This is a genomic window from Photobacterium sp. WH24 (assembly GCF_019204055.1).
Taxonomy (GTDB): Bacteria; Pseudomonadota; Gammaproteobacteria; order Enterobacterales; family Vibrionaceae; genus Photobacterium; species Photobacterium arenosum.
In genome coordinates this window covers 1-14,636 of record NZ_JAGSOZ010000006.1, presented here as the reverse complement: position 1 = coordinate 14,636, position 14,636 = coordinate 1, and the positions used below count along the sequence as shown (strand labels likewise).

At 52.1% G+C, this 14,636-nt stretch carries 18 protein-coding genes; 14 read left to right on the top strand and 4 right to left on the bottom strand.

Going from position 1 to position 14,636, the window contains the following annotated elements; genetic code table 11:
• The first annotated feature begins 127 nt into the window (after nt 1-127).
• On the top strand, nt 128-730 hold the full coding sequence (locus KCG43_RS08875) for a LysE family translocator (RefSeq protein ID WP_192015920.1): 603 nt from the start codon (nt 128-130) through the stop codon (nt 728-730).
• A gap of 42 nt (nt 731-772) precedes the next feature.
• Here the strand turns inward: KCG43_RS08875 and KCG43_RS08870 are convergent, their stop codons facing one another.
• Both KCG43_RS08870 and KCG43_RS08865 read right to left on the bottom strand, forming a co-directional pair.
• Nucleotides 773-1,246, bottom strand: coding sequence for a TIGR02444 family protein (locus KCG43_RS08870; RefSeq protein ID WP_192015919.1), 474 nt, complete (start codon nt 1,244-1,246; stop codon nt 773-775).
• Nucleotides 1,233-3,161, bottom strand: a complete 1,929-nt coding sequence (locus KCG43_RS08865) for an ABC transporter ATP-binding protein (RefSeq protein ID WP_192015918.1) — start codon at nt 3,159-3,161, stop codon at nt 1,233-1,235. The genes KCG43_RS08870 and KCG43_RS08865 overlap by 14 nt, the downstream gene beginning before the upstream one ends.
• Before the next feature lie 241 nt (nt 3,162-3,402).
• Between KCG43_RS08865 and kefG the strand changes: the two genes are divergently transcribed.
• The 4 genes from kefG (at nt 3,403) to slyD (ending at nt 6,630) form a co-directional block, all read left to right on the top strand.
• A complete protein-coding gene (gene kefG / locus KCG43_RS08860) occupies nt 3,403-3,978 on the top strand; it encodes a glutathione-regulated potassium-efflux system ancillary protein KefG (protein ID WP_192015917.1) in 576 nt (191 codons plus the stop codon).
• Nucleotides 3,968-5,773: a glutathione-regulated potassium-efflux system protein KefB gene (kefB, locus tag KCG43_RS08855; protein ID WP_218384403.1), complete on the top strand. Its 1,806-nt coding sequence runs from the start codon at nt 3,968-3,970 to the stop codon at nt 5,771-5,773. Before kefG ends, kefB begins: the two co-directional genes overlap by 11 nt.
• Nucleotides 5,774-5,818: 45 nt before the next feature.
• Nucleotides 5,819-6,028, top strand: a complete 210-nt coding sequence (locus KCG43_RS08850) for a YheV family putative zinc ribbon protein (RefSeq protein WP_027250660.1) — start codon at nt 5,819-5,821, stop codon at nt 6,026-6,028.
• Nucleotides 6,029-6,114: 86 nt separating this feature from the next.
• On the top strand, nt 6,115-6,630 hold the full coding sequence (gene slyD, locus KCG43_RS08845) for a peptidylprolyl isomerase (RefSeq protein WP_192015915.1): 516 nt from the start codon (nt 6,115-6,117) through the stop codon (nt 6,628-6,630).
• A gap of 83 nt (nt 6,631-6,713) precedes the next feature.
• Here the strand turns inward: slyD and KCG43_RS08840 are convergent, their stop codons facing one another.
• Both KCG43_RS08840 and KCG43_RS08835 read right to left on the bottom strand, forming a co-directional pair.
• A complete protein-coding gene (locus KCG43_RS08840; protein ID WP_192015914.1) occupies nt 6,714-6,938 on the bottom strand; it encodes a SlyX family protein in 225 nt (74 codons plus the stop codon).
• A 28-nt stretch (nt 6,939-6,966) separates the two neighbouring features.
• Entirely contained in the window at nt 6,967-7,947 is a 981-nt protein-coding gene (locus KCG43_RS08835) for a WD40 repeat domain-containing protein (RefSeq protein WP_218384402.1), read from the bottom strand.
• Between the two features lie 192 nt (nt 7,948-8,139).
• Between KCG43_RS08835 and fkpA the strand changes: the two genes are divergently transcribed.
• From fkpA to KCG43_RS08790, 9 genes are all read left to right on the top strand, one after another.
• Nucleotides 8,140-8,946 carry an FKBP-type peptidyl-prolyl cis-trans isomerase gene (fkpA, locus tag KCG43_RS08830; RefSeq protein ID WP_192016096.1) on the top strand — a complete coding sequence of 269 codons (807 nt, stop codon included), beginning with the start codon at nt 8,140-8,142 and terminating at the stop codon, nt 8,944-8,946.
• 255 nt (nt 8,947-9,201) lie between these two features.
• Nucleotides 9,202-9,891 (top strand): transcriptional regulator, encoded by a 690-nt coding sequence (locus tag KCG43_RS08825; RefSeq protein ID WP_202602059.1) that lies wholly within the window; start codon nt 9,202-9,204, stop codon nt 9,889-9,891.
• Nucleotides 9,888-10,280, top strand: a complete 393-nt coding sequence (gene tusD / locus KCG43_RS08820) for a sulfurtransferase complex subunit TusD (RefSeq protein ID WP_218384401.1) — start codon at nt 9,888-9,890, stop codon at nt 10,278-10,280. Before KCG43_RS08825 ends, tusD begins: the two co-directional genes overlap by 4 nt.
• 14 nt (nt 10,281-10,294) lie before the next feature.
• Nucleotides 10,295-10,651 carry a sulfurtransferase complex subunit TusC gene (gene tusC / locus KCG43_RS08815; RefSeq protein WP_192016095.1) on the top strand — a complete coding sequence of 119 codons (357 nt, stop codon included), beginning with the start codon at nt 10,295-10,297 and terminating at the stop codon, nt 10,649-10,651.
• 42 nt (nt 10,652-10,693) lie between these two features.
• Nucleotides 10,694-10,984 carry a sulfurtransferase complex subunit TusB gene (tusB, locus tag KCG43_RS08810; protein ID WP_192015911.1) on the top strand — a complete coding sequence of 97 codons (291 nt, stop codon included), beginning with the start codon at nt 10,694-10,696 and terminating at the stop codon, nt 10,982-10,984.
• 179 nt (nt 10,985-11,163) lie between these two features.
• The gene (gene rpsL, locus KCG43_RS08805; protein ID WP_004399892.1) at nt 11,164-11,538 is read left to right on the top strand and encodes a 30S ribosomal protein S12; all 375 of its coding nucleotides are present in this window, start codon (nt 11,164-11,166) and stop codon (nt 11,536-11,538) included.
• A gap of 98 nt (nt 11,539-11,636) precedes the next feature.
• Nucleotides 11,637-12,107: a 30S ribosomal protein S7 gene (gene rpsG / locus KCG43_RS08800; RefSeq protein ID WP_027250668.1), complete on the top strand. Its 471-nt coding sequence runs from the start codon at nt 11,637-11,639 to the stop codon at nt 12,105-12,107.
• A gap of 87 nt (nt 12,108-12,194) precedes the next feature.
• Complete coding sequence (fusA, locus tag KCG43_RS08795; RefSeq protein WP_192015910.1) at nt 12,195-14,291, top strand: elongation factor G; 2,097 nt, start codon at nt 12,195-12,197, stop codon at nt 14,289-14,291.
• A 105-nt stretch (nt 14,292-14,396) separates the two neighbouring features.
• On the top strand, nt 14,397-14,636 hold a 240-nt coding region (locus tag KCG43_RS08790; protein WP_370630677.1), incomplete at its 3' end, for a GTP-binding protein.

Sequence of the window (14,636 nt, the reverse complement as noted above, 5' to 3'; positions counted from 1 at the left end):
TGACAATAAATCCTTTGATCGCAAATTACACCCTTGGTAGTCTGCATTTTGACCGCTTTGGCGTGGTTAAAGCAAGTGAAAGTTGGAATTGTATCGGTACAATAAGGCGTGAATCACGGAGTGGCAGATGAACCTGGAATGGCAATTTTTGATGTCTCTGGCCGCATTTGCGGCCACTATGACCGGGACACCCGGGCCGAACAATATGATGGTGACGGCCTCAGGGGCTAATTTTGGTTACTGGCGCACTGTGCCGCACATGCTGGGCATTGGCGGGGGGCTGGTGAGTATGATTCTGCTGGTAGCGGCTGGGCTGGGGGTGCTTTTCGTGCGATACCCTGTGCTGCATGAAGCCCTGCGCTGGCTGGGCAGTGGCTATTTGCTGTATCTGGCCTGGAAGATTGCCTCTTCCGGGGGCAGGGTTCAGGCTGAAGGCAATGACGCCAGACCTATGCCTTTTCTCGCGGCGGCTCTGTTCCAGTATGTTAACCCTAAAGCCTGGATGATGTCGGTGACCGCGATCAGTACCTTTACCATGAACGGGGATGGGTACTGGCTGTCAGCGGCGGCGGTCGCCCTGATTTTCTTTGTGGTGGGCTTTCCCTGCGTCTCACTCTGGGCCGGATTTGGCACCATGATTGGCCGCTGGCTGAACCAGCCGAAAGCCAGACGGATATTCAATCTGGTGATGGGAGCGCTGACCGCAGGTTGTGTGGTGATGATATGGTAAGGCAGCCGGGCTGCCTTGATCATACTGCTTTCACCACGGTGGTCAGCCGCGAATCGCTGCTGTCAGGCTGGCGGCATTCAGATGCTGGCAGTACTGGCCCAGGTTGTCGGCTGGCGGCGGCAACGCGGCTCTGGCCTGCTGCGCCTGATGGTTCAGACAGCGAATCAGATCCTGTTGCTGGCTTTGTTCCAGCAGCAGCTCAAAGTCCAGCATCTGCTGATAACCAGGCTGATCCAGCTGAGGTTTCAGCGCGCGGCGCAACTGGCGGTAGGCTTTGAGCTGGCTGTCGCTCGCGGCCAGTGCTTTATCCAGCTGGCGGATTTCTGTCTCTGACAATGAGTACTGCTGGCTGTCGAGCCAGAGCAGTAACAGGGCCAGATTAACGTTGCCACGGAAATCGTCCTGAAGTTGCAGGCAGGCCTGGCTGACGCCGCCCAGGCTGTAGTGCTGCAGACAGAAACGCCAGAACTGATCAGGCTGAAAAGGCTGACGTGTGGTGTGTTCAGAATTTGACATTGAATTCCTGTTCCATACTTTCCAACTGCTCATGCAGTTCCATCCATTCCATCTCAACCTCTTCCAGTGCAGCTTTGGCCTGACTCTGGTCAAGCAAGGTCTGGTTCAGTCGCGCTTTGTTGTCCGCTTCATAGATGCTGGCATCAGACAAGGCGGCTTCCGCTGTCGCCAGTGACTGGCTGAGCTTTTCCATCTTCGCTTCCAGTTTGTCAACCTGCTTGCGCAGTGGTGCGGTTTGTTTGCGGAACTCAGCTTCCAGGCGTTTCAGCTCTTTGCGTGAAGCGGCACTGTTGTCTTTGCTGGCGGTGTCCGGCTTACTGGCTTGCTGCTCGCGGCGCTCACTGCGCTGCTGCTCTGCCAGCCACTTGTGGTAATCATTGAGATCGCCGTCGAACGGTTCGACTTTTCTGTCATGCACCAGATACAAATCGTCTGTGGTCGCGCGCAGCAGATAGCGGTCGTGGCTGACGATGACCATCGCCCCTTCAAAGGACTGCAGGGCCAGCGTCAGCGCCTGGCGCATGTCGAGATCCAGGTGGTTGGTCGGTTCATCAAGCAGCAGCAGGTTCGGGCGTTGCCACACGATCAGTGCCAGTACCAGGCGGGCTTTTTCTCCCCCTGAAAAGGGGCCGACCAGATCCAGTGCCTTGTCGCCTTTGAAGCCAAAACTGCCGAGGTAGTCGCGCAGTTGCTGTTCTGTTGCCTCAGGGGCCAGGCGGTTCATGTGCTGGAGCGGGGTTTCATCCAGACGCAGGGTTTCCAGCTGGTGCTGGGCAAAATAACCAATTTTCACCCCTTGCGAGTACGTCAGCTCGCCGGCCTGTACCGCCAGTTCACCTGAGAGTAATTTGATCAGGGTGGATTTACCGGCACCGTTACGGCCCAGCAGACCAATCCGGCTGCCCGGTACCAGATTAAGGCGGATCTTATCCAGAATGGGGGTGTCACTATAACCGGCCGCGACCTGATCCATCATCATAATCGGGTTAGGCAGCGAGTCCGGCTCGCGGAATTCAAAGTTGAACGGGTTGTCGAACTGGGCCGGCAGCACTTTTTCCAGCCGCTCCAGCGCCTTGATCCGGCTTTGTGCCTGCCGGGCCTTGCTGGCTTTATAGCGGAAGCGATCGATATAGGACTGCATGTGCGACATTTGCTTTTGCTGCTTCTGATACATCGACTGTTGCAGAACCAGTTTTTCCGCCCGCTGATTTTCAAACGATGAGTAGTTGCCTGTGTATTCGTTCAGACGCTGGTTTTCGACATGAATAATGCGCCCGACCACAGGATCGAGAAAATCGCGGTCGTGTGAAATCAGTACCAGGGTGCCCCGGTAATTCTGCAGCCATTTTTCCAGCCACAGTACGGCATCCAGATCCAGGTGGTTAGTCGGTTCATCAAGCAGCAGTAAATCGGAACGGCACAGCAGAGCCTGGGCAAGATTAAGGCGCATCCGCCAGCCACCGGAAAACTGCGTCAGGTTCCACTCCATCTGGGCTTGCGAAAAGCCCAGGCCATCGAGCAGCTCGGATGCCCGGGCTTTGATGCTGTAACCGCCAATGGCGTCGAGCTTGTCGTGCAGCAGGGCTACTTTGTTGCCGTCATCGGCCTGTTCTGCCGCCTGCAGTGCCTGCTCCAGCTGGCGGTATTCCCGGTCACCGTCAATCACATAATCCAGTGCGGTACGTTCTAAAGCCGGTGTTTCCTGTGCTACCCAGGCCAGTTCCCAGTGCGATGGAACAGAATGTTGTCCGGCATCGACGGTCAGCTCGTTTTTGATCAGCGAAAACAGGGTGGATTTGCCACAGCCATTCTTGCCCACCAGCCCGACTTTATCGCCAGGATGAATAGTGGCAGTTGCCTGATCTAAAAGGACATTTCCGCCCCTGAGTAATTGAATATCAGAAAAAGTGATCATCGCCTGTTACTACCGGCTGTTGCCGCTCCACAACAAATAGGTTTCTGGTGCGGCAGTCTATACTAAACCTCGGTTAACTGCGAACAAGGCCGAAGACCCGGGAACGGGCAGCGCATTATTTTGCTGTTGAAATCTCAGGAATTAAGCGATCTTTTGGCGTCAGAATTCGGTATGATGTTTCAAGAGCCGGGACATCCCGTTAATGCTCATGATGTTACTCAGGGAAATGAGGACCAGGCCTATGGAGCACGCCCCACCACGCATTCTGCTGATTTACGCGCATCCGGACCCCGATGCGTCTGTTGCCAATAAAGCCATGCTATCGACAGTGGCTAACCTGTCTCATGTGACATTTCACGATCTGTACGGCAAGTACCCGGATTTTTTCATCGATATCACTTATGAACGTGCCTTGCTGGCTCAGCATGATGTTTTGGTTTTTCAGCACCCTCTTTATATGTACTCATGCCCTTCGCTGCTCAAGGAATGGATTGATGTGGTGCTCAGCAAAGGGTTCGCCCACGGGGATGGCAAGGCCACCAAGGGCAAATACTGGCGTTCAGTGATCACTACGGGCGGGGCAGCCGAAGCCTACACGCCGGATGGTTATAACCGCAGCAGTGTGGGCGACATCCTGAAACCGTTTGAACTCACTGCCGAGCTGTGCCAGATGCACTGGATACCGCCGCTGGTGCTGCATTGGGCACGACGGGTGCCGGATGCTGAACGGCGCGAACATGCGCAGTTGTACCGGGAGTGGCTGCTCTCACCATTGGCTGAGACAGGCGCCGACAGGGAGAAGCGTTATGGCGTCTGATGTATTGAGTGCCGGTGTGGTGTTTCTGGCGGCGGCCGTTGTGGCTGTGCCTGTAGCCCAGCGCCTCGGGCTGGGGTCGGTTTTGGGCTATCTGCTGGCCGGGATCGGCATTGGTCCCTGGGGGCTGGGGCTGATCAATGATGTGGAGGAAGTGCTGCATTTTTCCGAGTTCGGGGTCGTTCTGCTGCTGTTTCTGATTGGACTGGAACTGAACCCCAGCAAACTCTGGCAGATGCGACAACCCATTTTGGGCTTAGGCGGCAGTCAGGTGGTACTGACCAGTTTAGTGATTGCCTCTCTGGTGCTCTTGTGCGGCCAATTTGTCGGAGCGGTGGATTGGCGGGTAGCCCTGGTGATAGGTATGGGGCTGGCGTTATCTTCCACCGCGATAGCACTGCGGATCATTGAAGAGCAGGGCATAGGCGGCTCGCAAACCGGGCAATCCGGCTTTGCTGTGCTGTTGTTTCAGGATATCGCCGTGATCCCTATGCTGGCGGTGTTGCCTCTGCTGGCAGGCAGCGATGGCGGCACCTGGCTGGATTTGGGCGCCATGGTGGCAGGCATAGCCGTGTTGCTGGTCGGCGGCCATTTTCTCCTGCGACCGTTGTTTCGCTGGGTCGTGATGTCCGGGGTGCGTGAGCTCTTTACCGTCACGGCTTTGCTGCTGGTGATAGGTATTGCTCTGGGCATGGAAATCCTCGGCCTGTCTATGGCTCTTGGCACCTTTCTGGCCGGGGTGCTGCTGGCGGAAAGCGAATACCGCCATGAGCTTGAAATCGCCATCGAGCCGTTTAAAGGACTGCTGCTCGGGTTGTTCTTTATCTCTGTTGGTATGGCGGTCAATCTCGGCCTGCTGCTGGAATACCCGTTACAAATTCTCGCGGCTGTGGTGGCTTTGGTGACGGTTAAGGGTTTAATCCTGTATCTGCTGGCTCGCTTGTTCGGTATTCAGGCCAAGTCGCGCAGCCAGATGGCGGCCATTCTCAGTCAGGGCGGTGAATTTGCTTTTGTACTCTTTACTGCTGCACGCAGCGAAGGGTTGTTAGAGGCGGATTTGAGCAGTTTCTTACTGGTGGTGGTGAGTCTGTCTATGATGACCACGCCTTTGATCTTACGTTTGCAGGATAAATGGTTCATACGTACTTTTAAGGTTGAAGCCAGTGATGAACCAGAATCCGATGTGATCGATCGCGAACCCAGGGTGATCATTACCGGGTTTGGCCGTTTTGGTCAGGTCGTCGGCAGGCTGCTGTTTGCCAATAAAATCCGGGTCACTATATTAGAACGGGATCCAAGTCAGATTCAGTTCCTGCGTAAGTTTGGCTATAAGGTGTATTATGGCGATGCCAGCCAGCTCGATTTACTGCGTGCGGCCGGCGCAGAAAAAGCAGAAGCTATCATTATCTGTACCGACAATCCGGAAGAGGTGATGCAGGTGGTTGTCCTTTGTCAGCAACATTTCCCGCGCCTGAAAATACTGGCACGCGCCCGCAGCCGGGTGGAAGCGCATCAGTTGCTCAGCCACGGGGTGGACAGGTTTTCTCGTGAGACCTTTGCCGGCGCGCTGGATCTGGGGCGCCAGGCTCTGGTTGCACTGGGTATGCACCCCTACAAAGCCAAACGGGCAGAAGCACATTTTCGCAAATTAGATACCACCGCCTTGCGGGACTTGTTACCCCAGCATTCGGAAGATGTCCACTTAGCCACCCGGGCCAGAGAAGCCCGTAAAGAGCTGGAAGAGATCTTCGATCGGGAAATGCGGGGCGAACGTGAGCGACACAATGGCTGGGACTGACCGGCCCTCGAATTAACAGAACCTGGCAGTAGCAGGAAAGGAACCATGAGTAAGAAACGTTTTATCGCCGGGGCGGTATGCCCGGCGTGCCAGCAGCAAGACACCCTTCGCTGGTGGCTGGAAAATGAAGTAGAGAAAGTCGAGTGTGTGGCTTGCCATCATACCGATACGCGCCTGCCTAAATCGGTTGAAGACAGCAAACATGTTGCGGGCTCGACATCAGAACAGGTGATCGGCATTTTCAAGCCGGAGTAAAATCGCCGGCACGAACAAAATTGGCGTCATAGCGGGCAGATCCGGTATGATGGCGGATTAAATCCCTGCTCAAATTCGGAGTAAACATGAAAGTCGCTAAAGACACAGTAGTAAGCCTGGCTTATCAAGTGAAAACTGAAGAGGGCGTCGTTGTTGACGAGTCAACCACTGAGGCGCCGCTTGATTACCTGCATGGCCATAACAACCTGATCGTTGGTCTGGAAAATGCACTGGAAGGTCGTGAAGTTGGCGATAAGTTCGAAGTGACTGTGGCGCCAGAAGACGCGTATGGCGAACACCATGAAGAAATGGTTCAGCGAGTACCGGCTGAAGTCTTCCAGGGTGTGGATGAAATTACTGTGGGAATGCGCTTCCTGGCGGATACGGATCAGGGTCCTATCCCTGTTGAAGTGACCGAAGTGGATGGTGATGAAGTGGTGGTTGACGGTAACCACATGCTGGCGGGTCAGACGTTGACTTTCAACGTTGAAATCGTTGCTACTCGTGCGGCGACCGAAGATGAGGTTGCTCACGGCCATATCCATCAGGAAGGCGGTCATGACCACGATCACGACCATGATGGCGGTTGCTGCAACCACTAAGCCATCTTGTCATGACGACAAAAACGGGAAGCTCAGGCTTCCCGTTTTTGTATCATCAGTTTATCAGTGCCTTCTGCGCGGCATCAGTAATGCGGTGGCGGGGTCTCTTCACTTTCACTGGCGATATTGGACGCCTGAGAGCCTTGCACTTTGCCTGCTAAATAGCGTACCTGTACCAGCAGTTTGTCGAGCAGAAACTGCTGCTGGGTCAATGCACTATTTAGCTCTTCAATGGTCTGTTCCTGAAAAGCCTGCTTCATTTCCAGCTCATCAATCTGAGTCTGTAGCTTTTGTTCGATATCTGTCATTGTCAATGTCGGCTGCTGTTTACTGTGTTCAGTCAGTGATATACCAGTCCTGGGCGATGCCGGCTGAGCTGCCTGAGCGAACGTCACCGTCTGGTGTGATGGCGACATCATACACCACCGCCGACCCCGGACGCTCGTTTTCTTGTGTAGCGGCTTTCCAGTAAGCTTCTCTTTCGCCGGTTGAAGTGTTCCACAGCTCTACCCGTTTGGAAGGGGTACCTGTTGCCAGAAAGCTGCCGTCATCAGAAAAACGTGAACTGGAAAAGTTTTGCTGCCTCAGGCGAATGGCCAGTGCCGACTGTTTCTGGCCGTCGGACAAATCCCAGAGAAACGCCTGGTTACCGTTGTCTGCGGTGAAAGCCAGCTTGCCGTCTCGCTGCAGCGCGACCTGGTTGACTCGCGTCGGGTGCTCAAACCGGTAAAGAATCTGGCCGCTGTCCGTATCCCAGAGGTAGGCCAGATTGTCATCCCCACCGGAAAGGGCATAACGGCCGTTGGGGGAGAGGGCGACGGCATTGACTTTTTCTCTGTGGGCAAGGAACTCCAGTCGTCTTCCGTTGCCCAAGTCGACGAACAGCGCTTTGCCGTTTGACAGTGCCAGCAGTACCTGTTTGCCGTCATTGGCGATCGCCGCATCACGTATGATGCCGTCAGAGACAGACCATAATCCCTGTGCCTGACCCCAGGCCAGATCCCATACCGCAAAGTTTTGTGCGGTTACTGTAATGGCAAATCGCTGATTGTCGGATATCTCGCTGTTTGTCACTGTTGTGTGATGTGGATCTTGAGAACCTAAATCAGCTAACTTTTTGTTTTGCTGTAGATCCCAGAGCACGATACCTTGTTGGACGGAATAAAATAGCGCAAAGCGGCCATCCCGGCTCAGGCTGAATGTGGTGGCACCGTCAGCGGCCAGATCCCAGCGCTGGCGTTCCGGGCCGGAAATATCACAACCGGCCAGCGTAAAGAGTGCCAGAATGAAAGTTGCTGCTAAAAATGATTGGCGCATGGGTCGTACTTTCCGTTTTAAGACTATTGCGTCCCGACTGTGACGCATTTGTGTCCGACGCAGTGAATGACGGTAAGAAAATAGTTGGTATTAGTATATTGATATGGCATGGTTTTAACATAGCTGTGTAGAACCTTGCGTAAAATTAAGAGCTTAGACTCTGAATAAATGGAGAGATACATGAAACCAGTTCTGAAACCAGTTCTAAAAATGTCTGTGTTGGCAGCAACAATTCTGCTGGCGGTAGGCTGTCAGGATGAGAAAACGTCAGCACCGGCAGAGACGGCTGAACCAGTGGCAGTTGAGCAGCAGGCTGCGACAGATGCAAAGGCATTCGAGTCTGATGATCAGAAAGCGGCTTATGCTATCGGGGCTTCACTGGCGCAATATCTGTCAGCTAACCTGGAACAGCAAAAAGAGCTGGGTCTGGATCTGAAAAAAGAAGATGTACTGGCTGGGGTGAGCGATGTCTTTGCCGGTAACAGCCGTATGAGCCAGGAAGAAACACAGCAGGCGTTGCAGGATCTGGATCAGCGTGTTTCTGACATGATGGCGAGCAAAGCCAAAGAAGAAGCTGAAAAAAACACCAAAGCCGGTGATGACTTCCGTGCTGATTTCGAAAAACAAGAAGGCGTGAAGAAAACCGAATCTGGCCTGCTGTATCAGGTTGAGACTGAAGGTAACGGCGAGATGCCAAAAGCAACCGATACAGTGCAAGTGCACTATAGCGGTACACTGATTGACGGCACGGAATTTGACAGCTCATATAAGCGTAATCAACCGGCCACTTTCCCGCTTAATCAGGTGATTCCGGGCTGGACTGAAGGTGTGCAGCTGATGCCGGTCGGTTCTAAGTTCAAGTTTGTTATCCCGCCAGAGCTGGCTTACGGTTCGCAAGCCAACCCAAGTATTCCGGCAAACTCTACTCTGGTGTTTGAGGTTGAGCTGCTGGATATCGTCAAAGCGGAGCAGGACGCAGAAGCCACTGCAGAGCAGTAAGCATTGCGTTTAATAAGACATTCAAGCCCGGCTGATGCTGGGCTTTTTGCATTTATAGCGCTGATTTAGGATCATTTTTGTGCGCTGCAGATTTCATTTTCTGAAGACCTGTTTTCATATTCTGATAAACTTGCAAGCAAGAATTGAATTTTTCCCCGTTTCGTTTAAATCGAAGCTTGCCTTCAACAACAGTGGAGCGGGAACAAGCAAGGAAGACTGAAAGTGGTATCGACCGATAACTTTGGCACTGAAGTCATGGTGGAAAGTGACTTAATAGAGACCCGTACTTTTACTGAGCACGACTTTGTTATATTACGCTCATACGAAGCCGTGGTTGATGGACTGGCTACCCTGATAGGGCCTTTTTGTGAAATAGTGCTGCATTCACTGGCTGATCTGAATACCTCGGCGATCAAAATTGCCAACGGCGAAAATACCGGCCGCAAAGTGGGTTCGCCTATTACTGATCTGGCTTTGCGCATGCTGCGTGACATTGAAGGGTCAGAGCGCAATTTCTCCCGGGCCTATTTCACCCGTGCCAAGGGTGGCGCATTGATGAAGTCCATCACGATTGCGATTCGCAATGCCGACGACAATATCATAGGTTTGCTGTGTATCAACGTTAACCTGGATGCTCCTTTTTCCCAGATTCTGCAATCCTTCATGCCAACCGATGAGGCCAAGCAGGCCGCTTCCAGCGTAAATTTTGCCAGCGATGTTGATGAGCTGGTGGATCAGACGGTTGAGCGCACGATCGAAGAAATCAATGCCGACAAGAATGTCTCGAATAATGCCAAAAACCGTCAGATAGTGATGGAGCTGTACGACAAAGGGATCTTCGATATTAAAGATGCCATCAACCGGGTTGCTGACCGCCTGAATATCTCCAAACACACTGTCTACTTATATATACGCCAGCGCAAAACGGAGGATGGCGAAAAATGAGCCTGACGTTTGCCCTGGTGGTCGATGGGCCGGCCTACGGGTCGCAGAATGCACGCAGTGCTTATCAGTTTGCTCAGGCCGTTATTGCCAATGGGCACAGATTGCAACGGGTATTTTTCTATCAGGATGGTGTTCACAACGGTTCTGCACTGGCCGCACCGGCGTCGGATGAGTTTGACTTACTGGCCGCCTGGCAGCTACTGGGCCGTGAGCATCAGGTCGAGTTGCAAACCTGTGTGGCCGCAGCGTTGCGCCGCGGGGTGGTCAGCGAACTCGAAGCCAGCCAGCATGCGCTGCCTGGTTATAATCTGGCCGTTGGCTTTGAACAGGCCGGGCTGGGCGGGCTGGCCGAAGTGTTATTGAGTGCTGATCGCGTGATTCAGTTTTAATTATCCCGGAAAGTATTATGTCTGTCGGATTTGTTTTCACCACCGTACCACAGGGTCTCAACAGCGGCCGTGAAGGGTTAGATGCCGTACTGGCAACTTCTGCTTACAGTGAAGAGTTGCAATTGTTCTTTATTGGCGATGGGGTATGGCAACTGCTTAAAGGCCAGCAGGGTGCGGCGGTGCTGGGGCGTGAATACAGTGCCGCCTTTAAAATGCTGCCACTGTATGATCTTGAAGATGTGTTTGTGTGCCGCGAGTCAATGGCGGAGCGCGGGCTCACACTGGATGATTTGCTGATCGAGGCGGAACTGCTTTCTCCGCAGGATCTGACCGCAAGACTTCACCGTTGCCAGAAAATTCTCAGTTACTAGTTTCTCGGCAACTTATGCTGCGTGCAGTATTCAGGACTTTCTATGTTACACATGATTTTTTCTTCTCCTTTTCAAAATCGGGCTTTACAGCAGTGCGTTGCTCAACTTTTACCCGGTGATGAAATTGTGTTGCTGCAAGACGGCGTTGTCGCCGCCACCTCACCGGGTCAGCTTGAATCTGCATTGAAACAAGCGGCGGCCGTGTACGTACTGGAGACGGATTTACTGGCGAGAGGCCTGGCAGGGCGGGTTGCCGCGGATGTGGATGTGATTGATCACAACATGTTGGTGGAGTTGACGGTACGTCATCCTAACTGCATGAAATGGGCCTGAATAAACGCGGTTAAAAAGGATTCAACCGGCCGGAAAGAGGGTGGTTAAGAAATGATCATAGATGTGATCGCTGTATATATCTTGACACCTTATAGTCCGACGCCTAAAATTTCGCGTCCTCCTGTTGTTGGGAGGCAGATTTTTCACCTTTACGAAAGTAAATAATCAGGAGCTATTTAATGGCAACTATTAACCAGCTGGTACGCAAACCACGTGCAAAGCAAGTTGTTAAGAGCAACGTGCCTGCGCTAGAAGCGTGTCCACAAAAACGTGGTGTATGTACTCGTGTATACACTACTACTCCAAAAAAACCAAACTCCGCACTGCGTAAAGTATGTCGTGTACGTCTGACCAATGGTTTTGAAGTAACGTCATACATCGGCGGTGAAGGCCACAACCTGCAAGAGCACAGTGTTGTTCTTATCCGTGGTGGTCGTGTTAAAGACCTTCCAGGTGTTCGTTACCACACTGTTCGTGGTGCACTTGACTGTGCGGGTGTTAACGACCGTAAACAAGGTCGTTCTAAGTACGGTGTGAAGCGTCCTAAGTCTTAATGGAATCCGTTAAGTAAGGCCAAACACTAAATTATTTGTAATTTTGAAAAAACTGAAAAGTTTTGGATAAAACCTGAAGAAGACAACGGAGAATTTCCATGCCACGTCGTCGCGTAATTGGTCAGCGTAAGATCCTTCCAGATCCTAAGTTCAAATCTGAATTGCTGGCAAAATTCGTCAACATCCTGATGGTTGACGGTAAGAAATCTACTGCAGAGAAAATTGTTTACACTGCACTGGATTCAATGGCTGAGCGCTCTGGTGAAGAGCACCTGTCAATTTTTGAAAAAGCTCTTGATAACGTTCGCCCAGCGGTAGAAGTTAAATCTCGCCGTGTAGGTGGTTCAACTTACCAGGTACCAGTAGAAGTACGTCCTGTGCGTCGTAATGCTCTGGCTATGCGTTGGTTGGTTGAAGCTGCGCGTAAGCGTGGTGAAAAATCTATGGCTGCTCGCCTGGCTGCTGAAATGCTGGACGCTGCCGACAACAAAGGTTCTGCTGTTAAGAAACGTGAAGACGTTCACCGTATGGCAGAAGCGAACAAAGCGTTCGCACACTACCGCTGGTAATTTCATTATTAGCGAATGGGCGCAGCAGGCTTGGCCTGCTGCGCCCGTACCATTTTCTAAGGATAACCTTAGTAAGAGGATTCAACCGTGGCTCGCAAAACTCCTATTGAGCGTTACCGTAACATCGGTATTTGCGCTCACGTAGACGCCGGTAAAACAACCACGACCGAGCGTATCCTGTTTTACACAGGTCTTTCCCATAAAATTGGTGAAGTACACGATGGTGCAGCTACCATGGACTGGATGGAACAGGAGCAGGAGCGTGGGATTACCATAACCTCTGCTGCCACTACAACCTTCTGGCGTGGTATGGACGCTCAGTTTCCTGAGCATCGCATCAATATTATCGACACCCCAGGACACGTTGATTTCACTATCGAAGTAGAGCGTTCCCTACGCGTACTTGATGGTGCAGTGGTTGTTTTCTGTGGCTCATCCGGTGTTGAACCTCAGTCTGAGACAGTATGGCGTCAGGCTGACAAATACGAAGTACCGCGTATGGTCTTCGTCAACAAGATGGACCGTGCAGGTGCTGATTTCCTGCGTGTGGTTGAGCAAATCAAAGTTCGTCTTGGTGCAAATCCAGTACCTATTCAGCTGAATATTGGTGCGGAAGAAGAATTCAAAGGTGTGATCGACCTGATTAAAATGAAAGCGATCAACTGGAATGAAGCCGATCAGGGCATGAGCTTCACTTATGAAGACATTCCGGCAGACATGCAAGAGCTGGCCGAAGAATGGCACACGAATCTGGTTGAGTCAGCGGCTGAGGCATCAGAAGAGCTGATGGATAAGTACCTGGAAGAAGGTACCTTGTCAGAAGATGAAATCAAAGCCGGTCTGCGCCAACGTACGCTGAACAATGAAATCGTACTGGCAACCTGCGGCTCTGCATTTAAGAACAAAGGTGTTCAGGCTGTACTGGATGCGGTTGTGGAATTCTTGCCATCACCAACGGAAGTAAAAGCAATCCGTGGTGAAGATATGGATGGCAATGAAGTGATCCGCCACTCAAGCGATGAAGAACCTTTCGCTGCGCTGGCGTTTAAGATCGCAACCGACCCGTTCGTAGGCACTCTGACATTTATGCGTGTTTATTCCGGTGTTGTGAATTCAGGCGATAGCGTCTACAACACGGTGAAAGATAAGCGTGAGCGCTTTGGCCGTATCGTTCAGATGCACTCCAATAAGCGTGAAGAAATTAAAGAAGTTCGAGCTGGCGACATCGCGGCAGCAATTGGCCTGAAGAACGTTACTACCGGTGATACTCTGTGCGACCCAGAACACAAAGTGATTCTGGAGCGGATGGAATTCCCAGAGCCAGTGATTCAGATTGCTGTTGAACCAAGGTCGAAAGCCGACCAGGAAAAAATGGGTATTGCACTGGGTAAACTGGCTGCAGAAGATCCATCATTCCGGGTAGAAACCGATGAAGAATCTGGCCAAACCCTGATTTCGGGTATGGGTGAGCTTCATCTGGATATCATCGTTGACCGTATGAAGCGTGAGTTCAGCGTTGAATGTAACGTTGGTAAGCCTCAGGTTGCTTTCCGTGAAACTATCCGTGGTAAAACGGAAGTGGAAGGAAAGTTCGTACGTCAATCTGGTGGTCGCGGCCAGTACGGTCACGTCTGGCTGAAGATTGAGCCTTCCGAGCCGAATGCAGGTTTCGTCTTTGTAGACGAAGTCGTCGGTGGCACAGTGCCGAGAGAATATATCGGTGCAGTTGCCAAAGGTATCGAAGAGCAGATGAAAAATGGTGTGCTTGCCGGTTATCCGGTACTGGACGTCAAAGCGACGCTGTTCGATGGTTCATACCACGATGTTGACTCGAGCGAAATGGCGTTTAAGATCGCCGGTTCTATGGCGTTCAGGAAGGGGGCACTTGATGCGCAACCAGTTATTCTTGAACCTATGATGAAAGTTGAAGTAACCACTCCGGAAGACTGGATGGGTGATGTAGTTGGCGATTTAAACCGTCGTCGCGGCATCATTGGCGGTATGGATGAAGGCCCTGCTGGGCTTAAGATTATCCGTGCCCATGTTCCGCTTTCTGAGATGTTTGGTTACGCAACGGATCTTCGTTCTGCTACCCAAGGCCGTGCTTCCTATTCAATGGAGTTCAGCGAATATGCTGAAGTTCCGAAGAATATCGCCGATGGAATCATCGCTGAACGCGGCTAAACATTAGCAGAAATATTGCGTCAGCTTCGGTTGCCGCATAAAATACAACTTCTGACGCGTCCCACCAATATGTGGGGCGAATCACAACTAGGAAGGAACACGATCGTGTCTAAAGAAAAATTTGAACGTACGAAACCGCACGTTAACGTTGGTACTATCGGCCACGTTGACCACGGTAAAACCACTCTGACTGCTGCAATCTGTACTACTTTGTCTAAAGTATACGGCGGTTCTGCGCGTGACTTCGCATCTATCGATAATGCGCCAGAAGAGCGTGAGCGTGGTATCACTATCTCTACTTCTCACGTAGAGTACGATACTCCGACTCGCCACTACGCGCACGTT

What these genes read in the sequence shown, in the direction of transcription:
- KCG43_RS08875 (WP_192015920.1), top strand. Translation starts at nt 128, where the DNA reads ATGAACCTGGAATGGCAATTTTTGATGTCTCTGGCCGCATTTGCGGCC.
- KCG43_RS08870 (WP_192015919.1), bottom strand. Translation starts at nt 1,246, where the DNA reads ATGTCAAATTCTGAACACACCACACGTCAGCCTTTTCAGCCTGATCAG.
- KCG43_RS08865 (WP_192015918.1), bottom strand. Translation starts at nt 3,161, where the DNA reads ATGATCACTTTTTCTGATATTCAATTACTCAGGGGCGGAAATGTCCTT.
- kefG (WP_192015917.1), top strand. Translation starts at nt 3,403, where the DNA reads ATGGAGCACGCCCCACCACGCATTCTGCTGATTTACGCGCATCCGGAC.
- kefB (WP_218384403.1), top strand. Translation starts at nt 3,968, where the DNA reads ATGGCGTCTGATGTATTGAGTGCCGGTGTGGTGTTTCTGGCGGCGGCC.
- KCG43_RS08850 (WP_027250660.1), top strand. Translation starts at nt 5,819, where the DNA reads ATGAGTAAGAAACGTTTTATCGCCGGGGCGGTATGCCCGGCGTGCCAG.
- slyD (WP_192015915.1), top strand. Translation starts at nt 6,115, where the DNA reads ATGAAAGTCGCTAAAGACACAGTAGTAAGCCTGGCTTATCAAGTGAAA.
- KCG43_RS08840 (WP_192015914.1), bottom strand. Translation starts at nt 6,938, where the DNA reads ATGACAGATATCGAACAAAAGCTACAGACTCAGATTGATGAGCTGGAA.
- KCG43_RS08835 (WP_218384402.1), bottom strand. Translation starts at nt 7,947, where the DNA reads ATGCGCCAATCATTTTTAGCAGCAACTTTCATTCTGGCACTCTTTACG.
- KCG43_RS08825 (WP_202602059.1), top strand. Translation starts at nt 9,202, where the DNA reads ATGGTGGAAAGTGACTTAATAGAGACCCGTACTTTTACTGAGCACGAC.
- tusD (WP_218384401.1), top strand. Translation starts at nt 9,888, where the DNA reads ATGAGCCTGACGTTTGCCCTGGTGGTCGATGGGCCGGCCTACGGGTCG.
- tusB (WP_192015911.1), top strand. Translation starts at nt 10,694, where the DNA reads ATGTTACACATGATTTTTTCTTCTCCTTTTCAAAATCGGGCTTTACAG.
- rpsL (WP_004399892.1), top strand. Translation starts at nt 11,164, where the DNA reads ATGGCAACTATTAACCAGCTGGTACGCAAACCACGTGCAAAGCAAGTT.
- rpsG (WP_027250668.1), top strand. Translation starts at nt 11,637, where the DNA reads ATGCCACGTCGTCGCGTAATTGGTCAGCGTAAGATCCTTCCAGATCCT.